The organism is Hyphomicrobium sp. ghe19, assembly GCF_902712875.1.
GTDB lineage: Bacteria > Pseudomonadota > Alphaproteobacteria > Rhizobiales > Hyphomicrobiaceae > Hyphomicrobium_B.
The window spans coordinates 1660373-1677292 of sequence record NZ_LR743509.1; the positions used below are offsets into that span (position 1 = coordinate 1660373).

Annotated in this window: 15 protein-coding genes; 7 read left to right on the forward strand and 8 right to left on the reverse strand. The window is 59.9% G+C overall.

The genetic code is table 11. The annotated features are described in order from the left end of the window. Positions 1-7 precede the first annotated feature (7 nt). The 3 genes from AACL53_RS07915 to AACL53_RS07925 all read left to right on the forward strand — a co-directional run bounded on the left by AACL53_RS07915 (position 8) and on the right by AACL53_RS07925 (position 3303). On the forward strand, positions 8-805 hold the full coding sequence (locus AACL53_RS07915) for a cytochrome c biogenesis CcdA family protein (protein ID WP_339083948.1): 798 nt from the start codon (positions 8-10) through the stop codon (positions 803-805). Between the two features lie 56 nt (positions 806-861). Continuing rightward, positions 862-1677 carry a bifunctional hydroxymethylpyrimidine kinase/phosphomethylpyrimidine kinase gene (gene thiD / locus AACL53_RS07920; RefSeq protein WP_339086912.1) on the forward strand — a complete coding sequence of 272 codons (816 nt, stop codon included), beginning with the start codon at positions 862-864 and terminating at the stop codon, positions 1675-1677. Positions 1678-2064: 387 nt separating this feature from the next. Continuing rightward, on the forward strand, positions 2065-3303 hold the full coding sequence (locus AACL53_RS07925) for an OmpP1/FadL family transporter (protein WP_339083949.1): 1239 nt from the start codon (positions 2065-2067) through the stop codon (positions 3301-3303). An 84-nt stretch (positions 3304-3387) separates the two neighbouring features. Here AACL53_RS07925 and AACL53_RS07930 read toward each other — a convergent pair whose 3' ends face one another. Further along, positions 3388-3936 carry a hypothetical protein gene (locus AACL53_RS07930; protein WP_339083950.1) on the reverse strand — a complete coding sequence of 183 codons (549 nt, stop codon included), beginning with the start codon at positions 3934-3936 and terminating at the stop codon, positions 3388-3390. 157 nt (positions 3937-4093) lie between these two features. On the opposite strand from AACL53_RS07930, the gene AACL53_RS07935 reads away from it, so the two are divergent. Next, positions 4094-5305 (forward strand): MFS transporter, encoded by a 1212-nt coding sequence (locus AACL53_RS07935; RefSeq protein ID WP_339083951.1) that lies wholly within the window; start codon positions 4094-4096, stop codon positions 5303-5305. A gap of 10 nt (positions 5306-5315) precedes the next feature. Here the strand turns inward: AACL53_RS07935 and dgcA are convergent, their stop codons facing one another. After that, positions 5316-6293, reverse strand: coding sequence for an N-acetyl-D-Glu racemase DgcA (gene dgcA / locus AACL53_RS07940; RefSeq protein WP_339083952.1), 978 nt, complete (start codon positions 6291-6293; stop codon positions 5316-5318). Positions 6294-6358: 65 nt separating this feature from the next. Continuing rightward, positions 6359-9121, reverse strand: coding sequence for a hypothetical protein (locus tag AACL53_RS07945; RefSeq protein ID WP_339083953.1), 2763 nt, complete (start codon positions 9119-9121; stop codon positions 6359-6361). A 378-nt stretch (positions 9122-9499) separates the two neighbouring features. Here AACL53_RS07945 and AACL53_RS07950 point away from each other — a divergent pair, with 378 nt between their 5' ends. The 3 genes from AACL53_RS07950 (at position 9500) to AACL53_RS07960 (ending at position 11488) form a co-directional block, all read left to right on the forward strand. After that, complete coding sequence (locus tag AACL53_RS07950; protein ID WP_339083954.1) at positions 9500-9895, forward strand: Hpt domain-containing protein; 396 nt, start codon at positions 9500-9502, stop codon at positions 9893-9895. A 159-nt stretch (positions 9896-10054) separates the two neighbouring features. Next, entirely contained in the window at positions 10055-10375 is a 321-nt protein-coding gene (locus AACL53_RS07955) for a 2Fe-2S iron-sulfur cluster-binding protein (protein ID WP_045837936.1), read from the forward strand. Positions 10376-10405: 30 nt separating this feature from the next. Then, a complete protein-coding gene (locus tag AACL53_RS07960; protein WP_339083955.1) occupies positions 10406-11488 on the forward strand; it encodes an NAD(P)/FAD-dependent oxidoreductase in 1083 nt (360 codons plus the stop codon). A 4-nt stretch (positions 11489-11492) separates the two neighbouring features. On the opposite strand, the gene AACL53_RS07965 is transcribed toward AACL53_RS07960, so the two are convergent. The 5 genes from AACL53_RS07965 to AACL53_RS07985 form a co-directional block, all read right to left on the reverse strand. Further along, a complete protein-coding gene (locus tag AACL53_RS07965; protein WP_339083956.1) occupies positions 11493-12743 on the reverse strand; it encodes a GNAT family N-acetyltransferase in 1251 nt (416 codons plus the stop codon). A 110-nt stretch (positions 12744-12853) separates the two neighbouring features. Beyond that, the gene (locus AACL53_RS07970) at positions 12854-13234 is read right to left on the reverse strand and encodes an ABC transporter permease (protein WP_339083957.1); all 381 of its coding nucleotides are present in this window, start codon (positions 13232-13234) and stop codon (positions 12854-12856) included. Between the two features lie 33 nt (positions 13235-13267). Next, positions 13268-13795 carry a hypothetical protein gene (locus AACL53_RS07975; protein ID WP_339083958.1) on the reverse strand — a complete coding sequence of 176 codons (528 nt, stop codon included), beginning with the start codon at positions 13793-13795 and terminating at the stop codon, positions 13268-13270. Between the two features lie 163 nt (positions 13796-13958). Beyond that, on the reverse strand, positions 13959-15134 hold the full coding sequence (locus tag AACL53_RS07980; protein ID WP_339083959.1) for a VWA domain-containing protein: 1176 nt from the start codon (positions 15132-15134) through the stop codon (positions 13959-13961). 109 nt (positions 15135-15243) lie between these two features. Then, positions 15244-16569: a porin gene (locus tag AACL53_RS07985; RefSeq protein WP_339083960.1), complete on the reverse strand. Its 1326-nt coding sequence runs from the start codon at positions 16567-16569 to the stop codon at positions 15244-15246. Between the last annotated feature and the right edge of the window lie 351 nt (positions 16570-16920).

Consider the following 16920-nt stretch of genomic DNA (forward strand, 5'->3'; position numbering starts at 1 on the left):
GGCTGTAATGCTCGCAGATGCTCATATCTATCTCGGCGTAGCTCTGGCGGGTCTCGCGAGCTTCCTGTCGCCGTGTGTGCTGCCGCTCGTGCCGCCCTATCTCGGTTATATCGGCGGGACGACGCTCGATCAGCTAACGGGCGACGAAAAGATAGACCGCGCCGTATGGATGCGCGTCGTCATTTCCGCGGTGTTTTTCGTCCTGGGGTTCACGACGATATTCGTCAGCCTGGGCGCCGGAGCGAGTTCGATCGGTCAGGTGCTGCTCTCTTATCGCGCGTCGCTCGGTACGCTTGCCGGTATCGTCATCATTCTGTTCGGTCTGCACTTCCTCGGAATTTTCCGCATCCATCTTTTCTACAATGAAGCGCGATATTCGACCGCCGCAAAGGAATCGAGCTTCCTCAGCGCCTACGTCATGGGGCTCGCGTTCGCATTCGGGTGGACGCCGTGCATCGGACCGGTGCTTGCGACGGTTCTGACGCTTGCCGCGAGCGAGTCGAACCTCTCGGCTGGCGTCAGTCTGCTTCTCGCCTATTCGCTCGGTCTCGGTATCCCGTTCATCCTTGCCGCTATCGCGATACGGCCCTTCCTCGGGTTCATGAAGCGGTTCAAGCGCCATTTCGCAACGCTCGAAAAAGTCATGGGGCTGCTGCTGGTCGTAACGGGCCTGCTGTTCGTGTTTGGTGCACAGAACTGGTTCAGCCAATGGATGATCGAGAACTTCCCTGCGCTGGGCAGAATTGAGTCCCTGGTCACGCCCTCTGATCTCAGTTCGGAGATTTTGAAAAAGGGAACGCCCTGACGCGGGACCCCAGCTCGTCACCCAGCTAATCAAATGAAGCCATTGGAATGAAGATGATGGCCGCCGAGACTGTTCCGATCGCGCTTACCATCGCTGGGTCCGATCCTTCCGGGGGCGCCGGTATTCAGGCCGATCTGAAAACGTTTTCCGCTTTCGGAATCTACGGTGCGACTGTCATCACGGCGTTGACGGCGCAGAACACGCTCGGAGTGACGGGCGTTTTTCCGATATCACTCGACTTCATTGCGGCGCAGTTTCGCTCGGTTGTTTCCGATCTCGTCGTGTCGGCCATCAAAACAGGAATGCTCGGCGACGCAGCGACCGTGGAAACGATCGCGCGCCTTCTCGCGGATGTTCCGGCTGTGCCCGTGATCGTCGATCCGGTCATGGTCGCGACGAGCGGGGATGTTCTTCTCTCGCCCGATGCCATCGACGCGGTACGCGGTGCGTTGCTTCCGAGGGCTCGCCTGATTACGCCGAACATTCCTGAAGCCAGCCGATTACTCGATGGTCCGCTGGCTGAGACCGAAGCAGATATGCGCGTGCAAGCCGAAGCGTTGATGAAATTCGGTTGCGCCGCGGTGCTTCTCAAAGGCGGTCATGGAACTGGGGCGGAAGCCGTGGATGTTTTCTTCGACGGACAAGAGCATCATGTTTTTCGCCGGCCGCGCGTCGCGACGCGGAATTCGCACGGCACGGGTTGCACGTTATCGGCGGCGATAGCTGCCGGCCTCGCGCAGGGGAAATCGATGCGAGACGCAGTGGAAAACGCAAAGCTCTTCGTCTGGCATGCGTTGTTTGCCGGTGCACAGATGCATATCGGCAAAGGCAACGGGCCGGTCGACCATAATTTTGCGCTGAGGAAAGCGTAGCTTCTCCATTCGGGGCGCGTACTTCCTAGTCGCGCCTTCAAGGCCTGTTGCGAGCGAGCATCTAAGCGCTTCGACTCGCACGTCAGGGGGAGCGTCAAGGCTTGCGCCCCATCTAGGACTTTGGCAGCTTGCGCGCGAGTTTGGCATAACGCCGTTCACAGACTCCGGGGGGAGCGCCAAGCTAAGTTTCGAGGGATTGAAACGGGGCTTGGCAAGAACCGGTCCGCCTACGGCGGGCCGGTTTTTTGTTGCCGCTGTTCTTGTTGCTCAAGTGGCACAGGAGAGAGGTTTCGATCCCGTTGAGTGTTTCCCCGCGTGGAGGTAGGCAAAGATACAAGTATTGTGAGGACTAGGGTAAACGCCGTCTGAGGCGTCGGGGGCAAGTACATGCGACACTCAAAAAAGAGAGCAGGGAAACCGCTCCATCTCGCAGTCATTGGCGCAGTTGCTGCTGCGACTTGGTCGAGCGCGGCGTCGGCGGGCGGTTTCGACATTCATGAGCAGTCTACTGTCTTTCTCGGGTCGGCTTCGGCAGGCGCGGCGGCTGGCGGCAGCCTCGGTTCGATGTTCTGGAACCCAGCAGCTACGGCGCAGTTTCCGGGGCTGAATTCGGAATCGTCCTACACGCTGATTTTGCCGTACGCCAATGTCGACATTACAAGCTCGCCACACGGTCCGGGCAGCAGCGGCAACATCGGCATCGACGCGACGACAAGCGCGAGCTATGGCGCCTATCAGATTTCGAAAGATGTTTGGCTCGGCATCGCAATCAACTCGCCGTTCGGCTTAGCGTCGAAGCCCGATAATGTCGGTTACCCCGGCTCGTACTTGGGCGTCACCAGCAAGCTCCTCACGGTGAACGCCAATCCGACGATTGCGTACCGTATCGCGCCGGGTATCACGATCGGTGCCGGTGTGCAGATCGAATGGGCCCAAGCGAAGGTGCAATTCCGTGATCCCGCGGGTCCAGGTATAGCCCAATTCGGCGGCACCGATTGGGCGTTCGGCGGCACGGCCGGCATTACACTCGAGCCCAGAGATGGCACGACCATCGGCCTCGGTTATCGCTCGCAGATGACGCATGATCTCGAAGGCACCTTTCATTCGGCGCTGCTCACTGGCGGGACAAATGTGCCTGCAGTCGGGACGTTGAATCTCCCTGATATCGTGACGTTGAGCTTGCGGCAGGTCATGACGCCGACGACGCGGCTTCTGGGCACCGCCCAATGGACGAACTGGAGCAGGTTCAAGGATCTTCCGCTTTCGACGCCCATCGGTTCTTTGGCGCTTGATGCGAATTGGAAGGATGGCTGGTTCTTCTCGGTCGGCGGTGAATACGATTATTCTCCGCTGCTCACACTTCGCAGCGGTGTCGCTTACGAGATGTCGCCCATCGATGATGCCACCGGCAGGCTCGTTCAAATACCGGATAACAATCGCGTTTGGTTGAGCATCGGTGCTAGCTACAAGTGGAGCGATTCCATAACACTCGATGCGGGGTACTCACACATTTTTGTCCAGGATGGCGGTGTCAACCTGGAGCCAGCGATCGGACCCGGGCCATACATCGGAACGGCCCAGGCATCGATCGATCTCTTCTCGGTCGGCGTGCGCACGAAGTGGTAGGCGGCGACTTCATCTAAGAATAAGAATAAAAAAAACCGGGCCCAACGAGCCCGGTTTTTTGGTGTCTGCGGATCGAAGAAAGGCTTATGCGGCGTCGTCGACTTTCAGTTCGTGCATGATGCTTTCGAGAATGCCTTCGAGCTTGTTCGCGGATGTTTCGAGCGCGCTTGCCGCTGAAACGACGCGGTTCGATTGGGCGGCCTGAGATTGGCTCATCGCGTAAAGCCGGCCGGCGTTGCGTGCGATTTCCTCGCAGCCCTTCGGATCGAACGGATTAGCCTGAAGCGACCAGGCAATGTCGTGAATATCTTCCGCAGCCTTCAGGATTGCGTGCGACGGCAGAATGCTTTCGTCGACCGCAGGTCTCGCGAGCAGTGCAGCCCGCGTTTCCGCCATCTTCTCCTTAATCGCTTCAATTTCCGCCTTGAGCTGGCCGAGAAGGGCAGGCGGTTCGCGCAGGGAGCTTTGCAGACGTTTGATCGCGTCTTCGAGCAGAGCGCTGTCGAGCCGGCGCGCGCGGCGTCCGTGCTCCGCCAAAAACCAGCGTCCGCGGGCGGTTTCCAGCAGCGTCGTTTCGATAGCCCGGTATTCGGTTTCGGTGTCGCTTGGGATGACCGAGGGAAGAGCCTGCATGGCCGTATTGTGCTCCGCAAAAATCAGCTTAATGGGTTACGCGATTCTCGCACGGCGTAGACACAACCTCCGGGTGAACCGAACGGAACTTAGAGATCATGCTGAGCAGTTCGGCCTTATACGGTGACGTGAGCATTTGAGCATGAGGGACCGAGGTATGGGCGCGGTCACACACGCGAGGTGGAGCTTCGCGGTGCCGGTCGCGTTGTTCTACGCGGCGCTGTTCGTCGTTTACGGAATGAACGTGCCCTTCATGCCGGTCTGGCTGGACTGGCGTGGGCTATCACCCGCCGAGATCAGCGTCATCGTCGCGACGCCTCTCTTTCTTCGCCTGTTCGTCACCCCGGTGATCGCCATGGCGGCCGATCGCGAGGGTGCTCACCGAAGATACCTGATCATTCTCGCCTGGCTCACTTTGGGGTTCGTGCTGGCGCTTGCTGCCTCCCGATCCTTCGGCGGCATTCTTATCTTCGCGACGCTCCTCATGCTGTGCAACTCGACGATCATGCCGTTGATCGAGACGATTGCGGTGAACGGCATGCGCCAACGGGGGCTTCATTATGGCCGTGTGCGTCTCTGGGGTTCCTTGTCGTTCGTCGCTGCCTCTTTCGCCGGTGGGGTGGTCATCAATGCATTCGGAGGTGGCGCCGGTGTTTGGTTGATTGCTTTCGGCTGCGGGTTGACGGTCCTTGCGGGTCACTTCTTGCCAGCGGAAGACCGGCCGGTCGTGCCAGCGAAGCCCTCGGTGCCGCTTTGGCAAGGCGAGGCGCTTCGCGATTTGCTGAGGCAGAGGGCGTTCCTCGTTTTCCTAGTTGCGGCGGGGCTTGCGATCGCGTCCCATGCCGCGTTCTACACCTTCGGCATTTTGATCTGGAGCCAGCAAGGTCTTTCGGCCGCGTGGAGCGGAAGTCTCTGGGCCATCGGTGTCTTTGCCGAGGTTTTGCTGTTTTCGGTTTCCGGTTCCGTCATTCAGCGATTCGGCGCAGCGCAATTGATTGCAGCCGGTGCTGCCGCTGCGATCGTGCGCTGGCTCGTGATGGCGTTCGATCCGCCTCTCGCCGTGCTGCTGCCGCTGCAAATCCTGCATGGCTTGACGTACGGCGCGACGCACATCGGTGCGATCCATTTCATCCACAATACGGTCGATCGGGAGAAGCAGGGTACGGCACAGGCGCTTTATGCGACGATGTCTTCCGGGGTCGCGATGGGTTGTTCGACGCTGATCGCGGGCTGGGCTTACGCGCGTGGCGGATCGATGTCGTATCTCGCGATGGTTGCCATTTCGATGATCTCGCTTGCCGCCGGACTATGGCTCGTCAAGTCGCGCAAGGGCACGGTGTTCGGCGCGGCGAAAGTGGAAACCGCGTAACCGCGCGAACTCAGCCCCAGAGTTGCGGCTCGGGGGGATACATGATCCCGTTTTCTACCCGCATTCCGAATTCTCGATCGCGTGCGAGAAGCAGAGGACCGTCGAGATCGATCCAATCGGCTTCGGAGGCGAGCAGCATCGCAGGGGCGACGGCAAGCGAGGTCGCGACCATCGAGCCGATCATGATCTTGAAGTTCTGCCGTTGAGCAGCCCGCACGAGGCTGATCGCGCCGGTCAATCCGCCGGCCTTATCGAGCTTCACGTTGACCGCATCATAAAGGCCGGCGAGGCGCGGAATGTCGGTGGCCGTATGTACGCTCTCATCGGCACAGATCGGAACCGCACGCTGGATGCGGCGTAAGGGTTCGTCACTGTCAGCGGGAAGCGGCTGCTCGATCAACTCGATGCCGCACTCGGCGGCGACGGACACGAGATGCTGAACCGTTTCGGCTGTCCATGCTTCATTCGCGTCGACGAGGAGGCGCGCATCGGGACGGGCAGCACGAACTGCCCGCATGCGGCTGTCGTCGCCTTCACCGCCAAGTTTGAGTTTCAGAAGCGAAAGGTTCGGCACGCGCGCTGCCTTGTCCGCCATCGTCTCCGGCGTATCGAGGCTGATCGTAAACGCCGTTACTTTCGCCTCTGGCGGCGCGAGGCCGGCGAGCCTCGACGCGCGGATGCCGATGCGCTTGCTTTCGAGATCCCAGAATGCGCAGTCGAGCGCGTTGAGTGCCGCGCCAGGATTGACGTGCTGCGCGAGATCGGTGCGGGTCGAAACGCGGCCGGCCAATGAACGGATGGCTTCGAGTACGCCGGCGACGCTTTCGCCATACCGGGTATAGGGCACCGCTTCGCCGCGACCCCGATGCGTGCCGTCGGAGACTTCGACGACGACGACCTCGGCGGCCGTTCTGGCGCCGCGTGAAATGATGAAAGCTTCCCGAAGCGGCCAGACTTCGGCTCGGGCTTCAATGGTCAGCGCGGTCATCGGTCATCGCCAGATTGGCATCGATCGTACCGACATCGGGTGATCGAAGGAGAAAGGCAAGCCCGCTACCGGATGCGGCCGGCGGCGTGGGCGAGGAACAGATATACCCGGCCGGTTTCCGAAACGAGATGTGTTTGCGCCGTTCGGCCGGATGTGTCGCGGGCTTCCGCTTCCTTGATGATGCGTTCGAAGTCGGACAGATAACGGAAAATCGACTGGGCAAGATCGTTATCGGTTTTGACGCGCGTCGAGATCTCGTCAAAGAGCGTTCGTGCTTCCGGCGCATAGATGCTGCGTACCAGGACGTTGCGCTGGCCCGCACGGATGCGATTCCAAATGGCGCCTGCCGTTGCCTGGTCGAGCGCGCGCGCGATCATGCCGACGTCGAGGCGAACGGGAGCGGGTGCAGGCGGTGGCTCCGGGGCCTGTGCGGGCGCCTCGTCCTCGTGAGAGGCGCGGGCCAATAGATCGCCCAGCGACCATCCTTCGCGTACTTCCTGCTGTGATGCGCCTCTGCCGCGGCTCGGTGCGCTTTCCTGCTGAACGAGGGATGAGGTCAACGATCCGCCGAGGCGGGCCGGAGCCGGGTCGTGGCGGGCCAGATCCGGCCGGATGATTTCGCGCGGCGCGTTGGCGCGCTGGGAAATCTGCGTCAGCTGTTCGATCGCGCGCAACTGATCCTGCAGCGCGCGGCGCATGGATTCCGCGGTTTCGCGCGTGCTCGCCGGCAGGCGTGCGGCTTCCTCGCGGATACGGGCCTGCTCGCGGGCAAGGGTCGCTGCCGCTTCCGCCGCGCGCAGGCGCGTTTCGTCGGATGCCGACGACAAGCGGGTGGTCAGGTTTTCGAATTCCCGCGAGAGTTCGCCCGATACGTTCTGGAAGCGGTTTCTCAAGTCGGAGAGCGCCCGGTCACCCTGGGCTTCCGTCTCGTGCTTGACGCGGTCGAGTTCGGCCATGAGTGCGCGCGAGCGGTTCTCGGCGCTGTCGCGGAGCTCTTCGGCGATGGCTCTCGCCTTGAGTTCGATATTCGAGAACGAGCCTTCGAGGTTCGTCGAGTATCCGGCGATGGTCCGTCCGAATTCGTCGGCCTTGCCGGAGAGGCGGTCGAGTGTGTGCGAGAGTTCAGCGTGCCGCGACTGCAGTGTCGTTTCGATTTTGCTGTTCGCGCTGTCGAGCACGTTCGCGGCGTTGAGAATCTGCTGGCCCTGGTTCTCGAAGCGATCGGTGACGCCATGAATTTGCGAGAACAGATTTTCGGCGACGTTTTGCAGGACGCCGGACTGTTTGGAGAGTCCGTCGATGGCCTTCATCGTCTGGCGCGTGATGTTCTCGCTGGTGCGGCGCACGGCGTTGATGCCGTTCATCACGGAATCGTCGAGTTCGGCTGCCTGATGGGCAATCGTATCGCGGAATGTGCGGGAGTGCAGTTCGAGTGCATTGGTGAGCAGGGAGGCCTTCTCGCTGACCGCGTGATCGATTGCCGTCGTCGAGCGCATGATCTGATCGTCGAAGAGTTCGAGCCGCCGCTGGAAGGCTTCATCGAGAGACCGCGTGCGTTCGACGAGCTGGCCGTCGAGCGCCTGGGCGCGGTTTGAAAGTGTCGTATCGAGTGCGCGGGCGTATTCCTCGAACACGGTCTGCAAATTCTCGGTGCGATTGCCGAGCGTGGTATCGAGCGTCTGCATATAGCCGTCGAACGTTACGCGCATCTGTTCGGTGCGGGCGCCGAGGGCAGTCGAGAATGCCGATGTGTAGTCTTCGAGGACGGACTGCAGTTGCAGCGTGCGCGATCCGACGGCGTTTTCGAAGCGGCCCGTCGCGGTTGCCAAGGATCCTTCGAGGTTGGCGAGATTTTCGCCCGCGTTCGAAATGATGCCGCGCAGCGTCAGCTGCTGCTGCGAAAGCTTTTCGATGAGCGTCGGGATTTCGGTTCCGAGCGTTTTCAGCGTTTCGGTGACGTTGGTAGACGTATCGAGAAGCGCATGACGTTCTCCGCCGAGCTCGTTGATCAACTCGCGGATGCGGCGCTCATTGTGCTCATAGGAGCGCTCGAGTTCCGCGACGTGGTTGTGGACGAGGGCTTCGAGTTCGCCTGCACGGCCGAGTGCTCGCGATACGGCGTCGTTCATGAACGAGACTTGGCGGCGGACCGCTTGGCCGAGGCTCGCGATCGATTGCTCGGCGGTTCTGTCGGGTTCTGCGAGGCGGATCGCGACTTCGCTCATCGTCGCGGATTTGAGCGCGAGCGACGCGATGTGCCAGTTCAGCAGAGCCAGCAGCCAGATAATTCCGATTGGCGCGACAATGGCCGTGATGGTGTAGAACGTCGCCGGCTGCAGCAGCAGCGATGAGAAGGCTTCGCCTGCCTGCCAACCGGGTGCCATCGTCAGTGCGCCGACGGTCAGTCCGACGACCGCCCAGACGGCGCTGCCGATGGCGGCGAAGCGGAAGACTTTGCTCGAGGGCTTTTGCTCAAGCGCGTAGATCAGGCCGCCGATGCTCGGGACGTCGTCGTTGGCCGCGATCTTTCCGCGTACGGGGCCTGCGGGGCGACGGCGCGCAACGCGGCGGGAAGGGGCATCATCGCTGGCGGCTTCGTTGTCGGCCTTCGGCTGTGCCGTTGCCGCAGAGCGCTGCTGATCGTCGCCGAGGAGCGGCGGGGGAAGCGCGAGAGGCGTATCGATGGAGCCCTTTTGGATCGATGCTTGCCCGGCGGGCTGAGCGGTTGCTTGGCGCAAACCGTCGGGAGCGCTCAAGGTAGGCTCCGTCGATGCCGGCTGCGTCCTGCCGCCGATAGCCATGAGCTTCGCAATCTGATCCTGCGACATTGCGCAATGCCCCCCACTCGATCCGGTACGCGACACAAGCCCGTGCGCTTCAGGCCCACCGGAACTCCCATTTCGCACCCTATAAGATTTTTAATTGGTTACAAAATGGAAACACATGGTTAACCATACGGAATGTCTATGCATCTAAGAGACTTAGCGAGTTTGAGGTGCGCATTGCGGCCGGATTGCGGCCGCGGGGTCGCCCGGACAACCCCTGCGGCCTCACGCCAGTAGGTTAAGTAGCGGTTTACGACGATGGCTGAAACACCGCGGCCCGCTTTACTCAGAGTTATTGCGCATTTGCGACCATGATTATTCAAAGGTCGGGCATGGCGAAGCTATGACCGCAGCAATGCTAAGTGCATCGGAATGCGTATCATGGATATCCGACCGGCTCGCGCGTTCGACCTTCAGGCCCCGGAAAACCAGGGCTGTTCGAACGAATTGCCGGTCGATCTCGACCATTTGCGGCGCTACACGCTTGGGGATAAAGCGCTGGAAGACGAGGTTCTCGGGCTTTTCCTTGCGCAACTCCCTGAGACGATAGCGGCTCTCAGGTCGGCCGCTACCGAGCGTGACTGGAAGATGGCCGCGCATACCCTCAAGGGCTCGAGCCGGGCGGTCGGGGCATGGCGGATAGCGCGATTGGCCCAGCAAGCTGAGGCACTTGTTTGCAGCGTCGAGCCCGAAGCGTGCTCGGACGCGATATCCAAACTGGAAGCTGCGGCATCCGAGGCCAGTACGTTTTTCCACCAATCCAGCAAATTAGCTTAAGCATCGGGGCAACAGCATTTGCGCGTCGCAGGGACGCGCGCCCGTTCGGCTTGAAATAGAAGCGGCGTCGATCTAAGTGTGCGCGCTAGCTAATCAACCCAATTCGCTCGAACCTGCCGAATGGCAGCCTTTTCAAGCCACAAGGACGCGCACGCAACCATGACGAAAATAACGTTCATCCAACCCGACGGCGAGAGTCAAACGGTGGAGGCGGAAAACGGTTTGACCGTCATGGAAGCTGCTAAGCTTAACGACATTGCGGGGATCGAGGCTGAGTGCGGCGGCGCCTGCGCTTGCGCGACGTGTCACGTCTACGTGGACGAAGCTTGGCGGGACAAAACCGGCAAAGCTGCCGACATGGAAGAGGACATGCTGGATTTCGCGTTCGATGTCCGCGAAGGCAGCCGGCTCTGCTGCCAGATCAAGATCACGGACGCTCTCGACGGTCTCGTCGTCCGCGTACCGGCGAAGCAGTTCTGACGCATCCTCATTTTAAAACGGACGATCGCAATGATCGAGACTACTTCCGCCGCGCTCGAAGTTTCCGACATCTCCGAAGCGTCTGAAACGTCCGGGCCGATTGAAACCGATGCCGTCGTTATCGGTGCGGGACCGTGTGGCCTCTTCGCCGTTTTCGAATTGGGTCTTCTCGATATCAAGACGCACGTCATCGATATCCTGGACCGTCCCGGCGGGCAGTGCGCGGAGCTTTATCCCGAGAAGCCGATCTATGACGTGCCGGCGCTTCCGGTCGTTACAGGGCAGGAATTGACCGACCGGCTGATGGAGCAGATCAAGCCTTTCGGTCCGCAGTTCCATTTCAACGAGCGCATCGACGGCCTGAGCCGCGAGGCGGACGGCCGCTTCCGTCTCACGACCGACGCCGGAACCGAGTTCCTGGCTAAAGTAGTCGTCGTCGCTGCGGGTGGTGGATCGTTCACGCCGAAGCGGCCGCCGCTCAACGGCATCGAAGAGTATGAAGGCAAATCGGTCTTCTACTCTGTGCGCAAAATCGAAACGATGCGCGGGCACGATATCGTCATCGTCGGCGGCGGCGACAGTGCTCTCGACTGGACGCTCAATCTCGCGCCGGTTGCCAAGAGCTTGACGCTGATCCATCGTCGCGACGAATTCCGCGCGGCGCCGCATTCGGTCGAGAAGATGCGCAAGCTCGTCGAGGAAGCGAGCGTCCGTCTGATGATCGGTCAGGTCACCGCGCTTGAAGGTTCGAACGGTCAACTGACGGCGCTCGACGTCAAGACTGCGTCAGGCACGGAGCGTATTGCCTGCTCGGCCATGCTTCCCTTCTTCGGGTTGACCATGAAGCTCGGGCCGGTTGCCAACTGGGGGCTCAATCTTCATGAGAACCTCATTGCCGTCGATACCGAGCGTTTTGAGACGAGCGAACACGGCATCTTCGCCATCGGCGATATCAACACGTATCCGGGTAAGCTGAAGCTCATCCTGTCGGGCTTCCATGAGGGTGCGCTGATGGCGCAGGCCGCTCATAAGATCGTCTATCCGGACAAGAAGCTGCTGTTCCAGTACACGACGTCGTCATCGAGCCTGCAGAAGAAGCTCGGCGTAAAATAACGCGTTATTTCTCAGCGACGGCCGCGATTTTCGCGCCGTCGCGCATGAGCTGCCGCAACGGTTTCGGCAGCTTTTTGAGCGCGGTCTTGATGCGTGCGCGGAGAAATCCAAGGTAGACCCTTGCGTAGATTTCGCCCCTGAGCGTGAGCGGCATCACCCAATCAACGACGGAATCTGCCTTCTCGCACCAATCGAATTTGTAGTCGTCGCCCGGGGCCAGCATATCGCAGGCTTCGAGGCCTTCAGCGTATCCGTCCTTCAGACTCTGCTCGAGAAGCAAAACACCGGCGCCGGATTTTTCGTACTCGAGATTGAAGGCGATCAAATGCATCGCGATGCGCGCTTTGCAGGCAAAGGATACTTCGAGTGCCGCGATCTGGCCGTTCGATTTGAGAGCCGAGACGATGCATCCGGCCGGTTTCGTCTTGCCTTCGGCTAGATCGGCGAATAGATCCGCCAAGCGCCGATCGGCGATTGCGTTCGACAGCAGGCCGCGGGATTTGAGCCACTCGGATTTGAGTGCGACAGCCTCGACGGCAAGTTGACGTGCTTCCTCTCCGCCACGGAGGCGGAGAAATTGCATCGGGCCTTTTTCTTCGAGCCGGCGGAAGAGACGGCGGCGGTTCTTTCGGGTCTTGCTCGAATAGCGTTGTTCGAAGGCGGGGAAATCCGCAGCCGACGTCAGATCCATGTAGGGCGCGACCAGGCGTTCGGCGGCCGTTGCGCCCAGTTCGTTCATCAGCGGAGTGACGTTCGCGTCGTCGCGGACGCGGCGTAGGCGGAGGATGTCGGCACCGGATTGCGTGCGCAGTAAATCGAAGGCAGTGCGCAGGATCGCATCTTTATCCGGAACGTTCTCGATGAGGGCGTCGCCGTATTGGCTTGCAGATCCTCCCATCCAGAAGACTTGCGTAATCCCGCGCATGCGCTCGGAAACGAGAGGGAACACCATGATGAGGCGATCGTCGCGGCGCGCTGTGATGATCAGAAGTTTCAGGGGACTCGGCCGGCCGTCTCGCTCTTGCAGATAATGATTGGCCCAGTGCCAGCAGAAATTGAAGGTTTGAAATACGTTCGTCGGCTTGCCGGATTTCGCGAAGAGATCATTCCACTCTGTTTCGAGAGCATCGAACGCCGCACGATCCGTTATGAGATCAAATTCGCAAAACGTTGGATGCACGGCCGCGACGGCGCGGGATTTCTCGATGGCTGGCCGCTCGAAAGACGTCAGCGTGCGGGCGGCAGTGGTCATCATGGGCCAGCGCGATCTCGGTGGCGGGGCGGGCCCGCTGTTTCAGGATTTCCTTCTGACGGTGTAACGGGCAAACGTTAGATGAGCGTTACGCGCAATTCTGACCGATGTCCTTACGCGTGTGCGATTTCGAGAAATGCCAGTACAATCAATAAAATAGCGCTCGCGGCGATGAGGACTTTGCCACGCCGTGTGGGGGCTGCGGTTCCCATTACCAGCGCTGCGATGAATACGGCTGCCGATAAAAGATTGATCGGAACGAGTGCCGCCGGGCCAACCGATCCGCGGCTCGCCGGATACTCCAGGCCGATCCAGATGCTGGCCGCGATAGCCACCGAAAGAGCGCCGACGAGGCGAGGCCATAGTCCGGTGGCAGGTCGCGCAAGTCCGGCAATTGCGAGTGCCGAGAGCGGAACGATCAAAAGTACGAACCCAGCGATACCTTTGATGACGATTTCGGCCCAGAGGATCTGCTGCACGCGAACATCCGTCAAAGCGCGATTTCGAGATCAGAGGATTGGTTCGTCTCAGTTCTCGAAGACTTGCTTCATGCGGGCGCCGCCCTCGTCAGAACTGTTCGAACCGCCGCCGCCGCCCCAGCCACTGAGCAGTCCTTCTTCCTCGACGGGTTCGGGCGGCGAGGGCGTGTAGTCACCTGCAAGATGACGCGTCAGCGCGAGTTTGATCTTCGCGACTTTCAGTTCCGAACAATAATCTGCGCCTTTTTCGGCAAGTGACTTGGAGACACCGTTGAAAGCCGTGTCGTAAACCTGCGTGAGCTTCGCGGCATCCGGAGGATTGGCGGCAGCCTCGGACGACAGGAACTGATTTTTAAGTTTCGCTGGATCGAAATTATATCCGCACTTGAGGGCGCGAGCCGATGTCGCTGCAACATCCATCGTTCGCGCGACCGGATCGTTTGGATTGGCGTTTTCTGCAGCCGCTTTCGAGCCGCCTCCCAATAGGGAGCCGGTCGATAGGCTCGGCAGCGATGCGCCGCAGCCCCCAAGGGCCGCAGTCGACACAGCTACGAGAAAGATTTTGACGTGTTTCATTGGGATGTTCCCCCCACCCCGGATTTCTAAGCCATTGTCCCCAGGCCAAGCCCAAGGTCAATAATTAGAATCGAGTTAGCCACATTCGGAGCCTAATTGTTTGTGGCACAACTCGATAGGCCCGTCGCAACTTTACGCACCAAAGTACGTCCGAACAGCGTTCTTAACGCATCAACGCACGCATTCCGGCATCGAGACCGTCGAGTGTCAGGGGAAACATTCGGCCGTCGAGGAGCTGCCGCACGATACCAATGGATGGCGTCCAGTCCCAATGCCGTTCGTCGACGGGGTTCAGCCAAATGGCGTGCTTGTAGATATCGGCGACCCTTTTCAGCCAGACGGCTCCGGGCTCTTCGTTCATATGCTCCACCGAGCCGCCGGGAACCGTGATTTCGTAGGGGCTCATCGAGGCATCGCCGATGAAGATGACCTTGTAGTCGGCAGGGTAGGTGTGGAGCACCTGCCAGGTGTCGATCTTGTTGGTGTATCGTCGGGCGTTGTCTTTCCAGACGCCTTCATAGAGGCAATTGTGGAAGTAATAATATTCGAGATGCTTGAACTCCGCGCGCGCCGCGGAGAACAGGTCTTCGACTTCGCGCACATGATCGTCCATCGAGCCGCCGTTATCGAAGAACATCAGAAGCTTTACGGTGTTGTGCCGCTCGGGGCGGAGACGAACGTCGAGATAGCCCTTCTCGGCGGTGCCGCGGATCGTGCCATCGAGATCGAGTTCGGAAGCGGCTCCGGAACGTGCGAATTGGCGTAGGCGGCGAAGCGCGACCTTGATGGTGCGCGTGCCGATTTCGGCAGTGCCGGCGAGATCCTTGAATTCGCGCTTATCCCAAACCTTGATGGCGCGGCGGTGCCGGCTCTCGTGCTGACCGATGCGAATGCCGGCGGGATTATATCCGTATGCGCCGTAGGGCGACGTCCCGCCGGTGCCGATCCACTTGTTGCCGCCCTGGTGACGTTCTTTCTGTTCGGCGAGGCGCTTCTTCAGCTCCTCCATGATTTTGTCCCAGCCGCCGAGCGCGTCGATCTTCTTTTTGTCCTCTTCGGAGAGGTGCAGCGTGCTGATACGGCGGAGCCATTCCTCGGGGATTTCAGCTTCGATTGCTTCGGGCAAAAGGTCGATGCCTTTGAATACGTGCGCGAAGATCTGGTCGAAGCGATCGAGGTTGCGTTCGTCCTTCACGAGGGTTGCGCGGGAGAGATAGTAGAAATCCTCGACGCGGCCGCCTGCGATACCGGTGCCGACAGCCTCGAGCAGCGTCAGGTATTCTTTCAGCGTCACCGGAAGTTTGGCTGAGCGGAGCTCAGTGAAGAAAGTCTCGAACATGTTAGAGAAATAAGCACTTTTGCGCGCCGGGACAATGCGCCAAGGGGCCCAAAACGCGAAGAAGCCGCCCAGTGGGCGGCTTCTCGTATTGAGTAGTTACGGCGGGAGATCAGTAGTTGATTAGAGCGCCGAACGATACGTATTGGAAGTCGTCGAACCTAATATCGCTGTTGTCATCATATTCGAGATGACGATACTTGATCCACATCGACATTGCTGCAGCGTCGATCTCCTGGACGATACCGAGGCCCCATAATTTGGTGGTGTCCTTATTCGCAGCGCTGAAGTCCCCGAGAGCGGTGAAACCATCGACACCCGACGAAGCGAAGATGCCTTCACCGTGAGCGTGCTCATACTCGCCGTAGAGGATGGTGTGACCCAGCGGGTTCCAGCGCTGGCGGATGCCACCCTTCAGGTACCAGGTTTCGGACTGGCCTCTGCTGCCGGTCAAGTTCGTCGGATCGTCGTAGTCATTGTGACCGTAGGCGCCGTAGATCCACAAGCCGGTCGGAACGTGCTCGGCGTACCCACCAGCCTGGAAGTACTGCTGTGTGTTATTCAGGACGACGAAACCGCTAGATGTGTTGCAGCACAGCTCGTCGGTGCTTTCGGAATAGGACGCGACGGCTGCAACCTTGATGCTGTTCCATTCGCCAGCGTAGCGACCGGTGATGGCCCAGAGGTCGTCCTCACCCCACGATGCGGATACAGAGAAGCCCCCGAAGGTCGGCGAGTCGTAGCGAACGACGTTACGCGGGACGCCCGCGCAGTCACCCAAAGCACCGCCCCAGCTCTGGCAGTAATTGCCACCCCAGACCGCGGGCGACAGAGAGCCCGAACCCTTTTCGCGGATAAAAAAGCTATTGTAGTCGAAGGCCACCCAGTTGGCGGGAACGAGAGTGCCCGAACCGTCAACGAGGATTGCCGAGTTATCGGCCGCGTCTGACTGTTTACCGACCGAGACCTTACCCAGCTGATCGCTCTTGACGAACCAGAACGACTGCAGCGTGCTGACGCCATTGACCGTGGCGGGCCTGAGCAGAGCGTTCGGACCGTCGACGACGTTCTGACTTGTCGTCAAGCTATCTGAGCCGACAGCTTCGAGATGTAGAACGTAACCAGCGTACCAACCCGGAAGAATTGTTGCCTGGCCCGTGAACTTCACGTGGCTGGCAATCGTCGAACCAAGGTCAGTGACGTATGTATTCGTCTCACGGCCGTCGTCCCACCACATGACCTGCTGGCCGACCCAGCCGGAGACCGTGAGTGAGACCTTGCGGTTGCCCTTCCGCGCCGTGGTTGCTTCTAGTTCTGCGATTCGCTCCTCGAGATCTGCGCAGCAGTTGCCGCCTAGGTCCGCAGCAGAGGCGCTCGTGGCGAGACCGCCAGCGAGGACGCCTGCAGCGACCAGAGCGCCTACCCGAAATTTCGTCATTTCACCCTTCTCCCGTCTTCAGCACTTCTAGTCCTGGACGCGGTACTTCGGCGTTTGCCGCAGTCGGCCACTGATGGAGGAGCCCGTTGCGGGACACCGGCAAGTGACTTCGCCGCTTGAGGGGGAGATTAGCGATTCGCGACTGCGCAACAATTCAGGTTTGCGATTCGCAGGTTTATTCTTGGCAGGTGCAAGAAAACCTCATTTAATTCAATTGTCCGAGTGCGGACGAAAATCCGAGCTTTAAAACAGAGCGTTGGTGAATTCGGCAATGATCGGATCGCAACATGTGCTTGTTGCGTCTATGCCACAGCGGCGAAATTGTGAGACACAAAAAAAGGCCGCCCAAAT

Excerpts from the sequence above, each read along its gene's own strand:
- AACL53_RS07915 (WP_339083948.1), top strand. The coding sequence starts at position 8 with ATGCTCGCAGATGCTCATATCTATCTCGGCGTAGCTCTGGCGGGTCTC.
- thiD (WP_339086912.1), top strand. The coding sequence starts at position 862 with ATGGCCGCCGAGACTGTTCCGATCGCGCTTACCATCGCTGGGTCCGAT.
- AACL53_RS07925 (WP_339083949.1), top strand. The coding sequence starts at position 2,065 with ATGCGACACTCAAAAAAGAGAGCAGGGAAACCGCTCCATCTCGCAGTC.
- AACL53_RS07930 (WP_339083950.1), bottom strand. The coding sequence starts at position 3,936 with ATGCAGGCTCTTCCCTCGGTCATCCCAAGCGACACCGAAACCGAATAC.
- AACL53_RS07935 (WP_339083951.1), top strand. The coding sequence starts at position 4,094 with ATGGGCGCGGTCACACACGCGAGGTGGAGCTTCGCGGTGCCGGTCGCG.
- dgcA (WP_339083952.1), bottom strand. The coding sequence starts at position 6,293 with ATGACCGCGCTGACCATTGAAGCCCGAGCCGAAGTCTGGCCGCTTCGG.
- AACL53_RS07945 (WP_339083953.1), bottom strand. The coding sequence starts at position 9,121 with ATGTCGCAGGATCAGATTGCGAAGCTCATGGCTATCGGCGGCAGGACG.
- AACL53_RS07950 (WP_339083954.1), top strand. The coding sequence starts at position 9,500 with ATGGATATCCGACCGGCTCGCGCGTTCGACCTTCAGGCCCCGGAAAAC.
- AACL53_RS07955 (WP_045837936.1), top strand. The coding sequence starts at position 10,055 with ATGACGAAAATAACGTTCATCCAACCCGACGGCGAGAGTCAAACGGTG.
- AACL53_RS07960 (WP_339083955.1), top strand. The coding sequence starts at position 10,406 with ATGATCGAGACTACTTCCGCCGCGCTCGAAGTTTCCGACATCTCCGAA.
- AACL53_RS07965 (WP_339083956.1), bottom strand. The coding sequence starts at position 12,743 with ATGATGACCACTGCCGCCCGCACGCTGACGTCTTTCGAGCGGCCAGCC.
- AACL53_RS07975 (WP_339083958.1), bottom strand. The coding sequence starts at position 13,795 with ATGAAACACGTCAAAATCTTTCTCGTAGCTGTGTCGACTGCGGCCCTT.
- AACL53_RS07980 (WP_339083959.1), bottom strand. The coding sequence starts at position 15,134 with ATGTTCGAGACTTTCTTCACTGAGCTCCGCTCAGCCAAACTTCCGGTG.
- AACL53_RS07985 (WP_339083960.1), bottom strand. The coding sequence starts at position 16,569 with ATGACGAAATTTCGGGTAGGCGCTCTGGTCGCTGCAGGCGTCCTCGCT.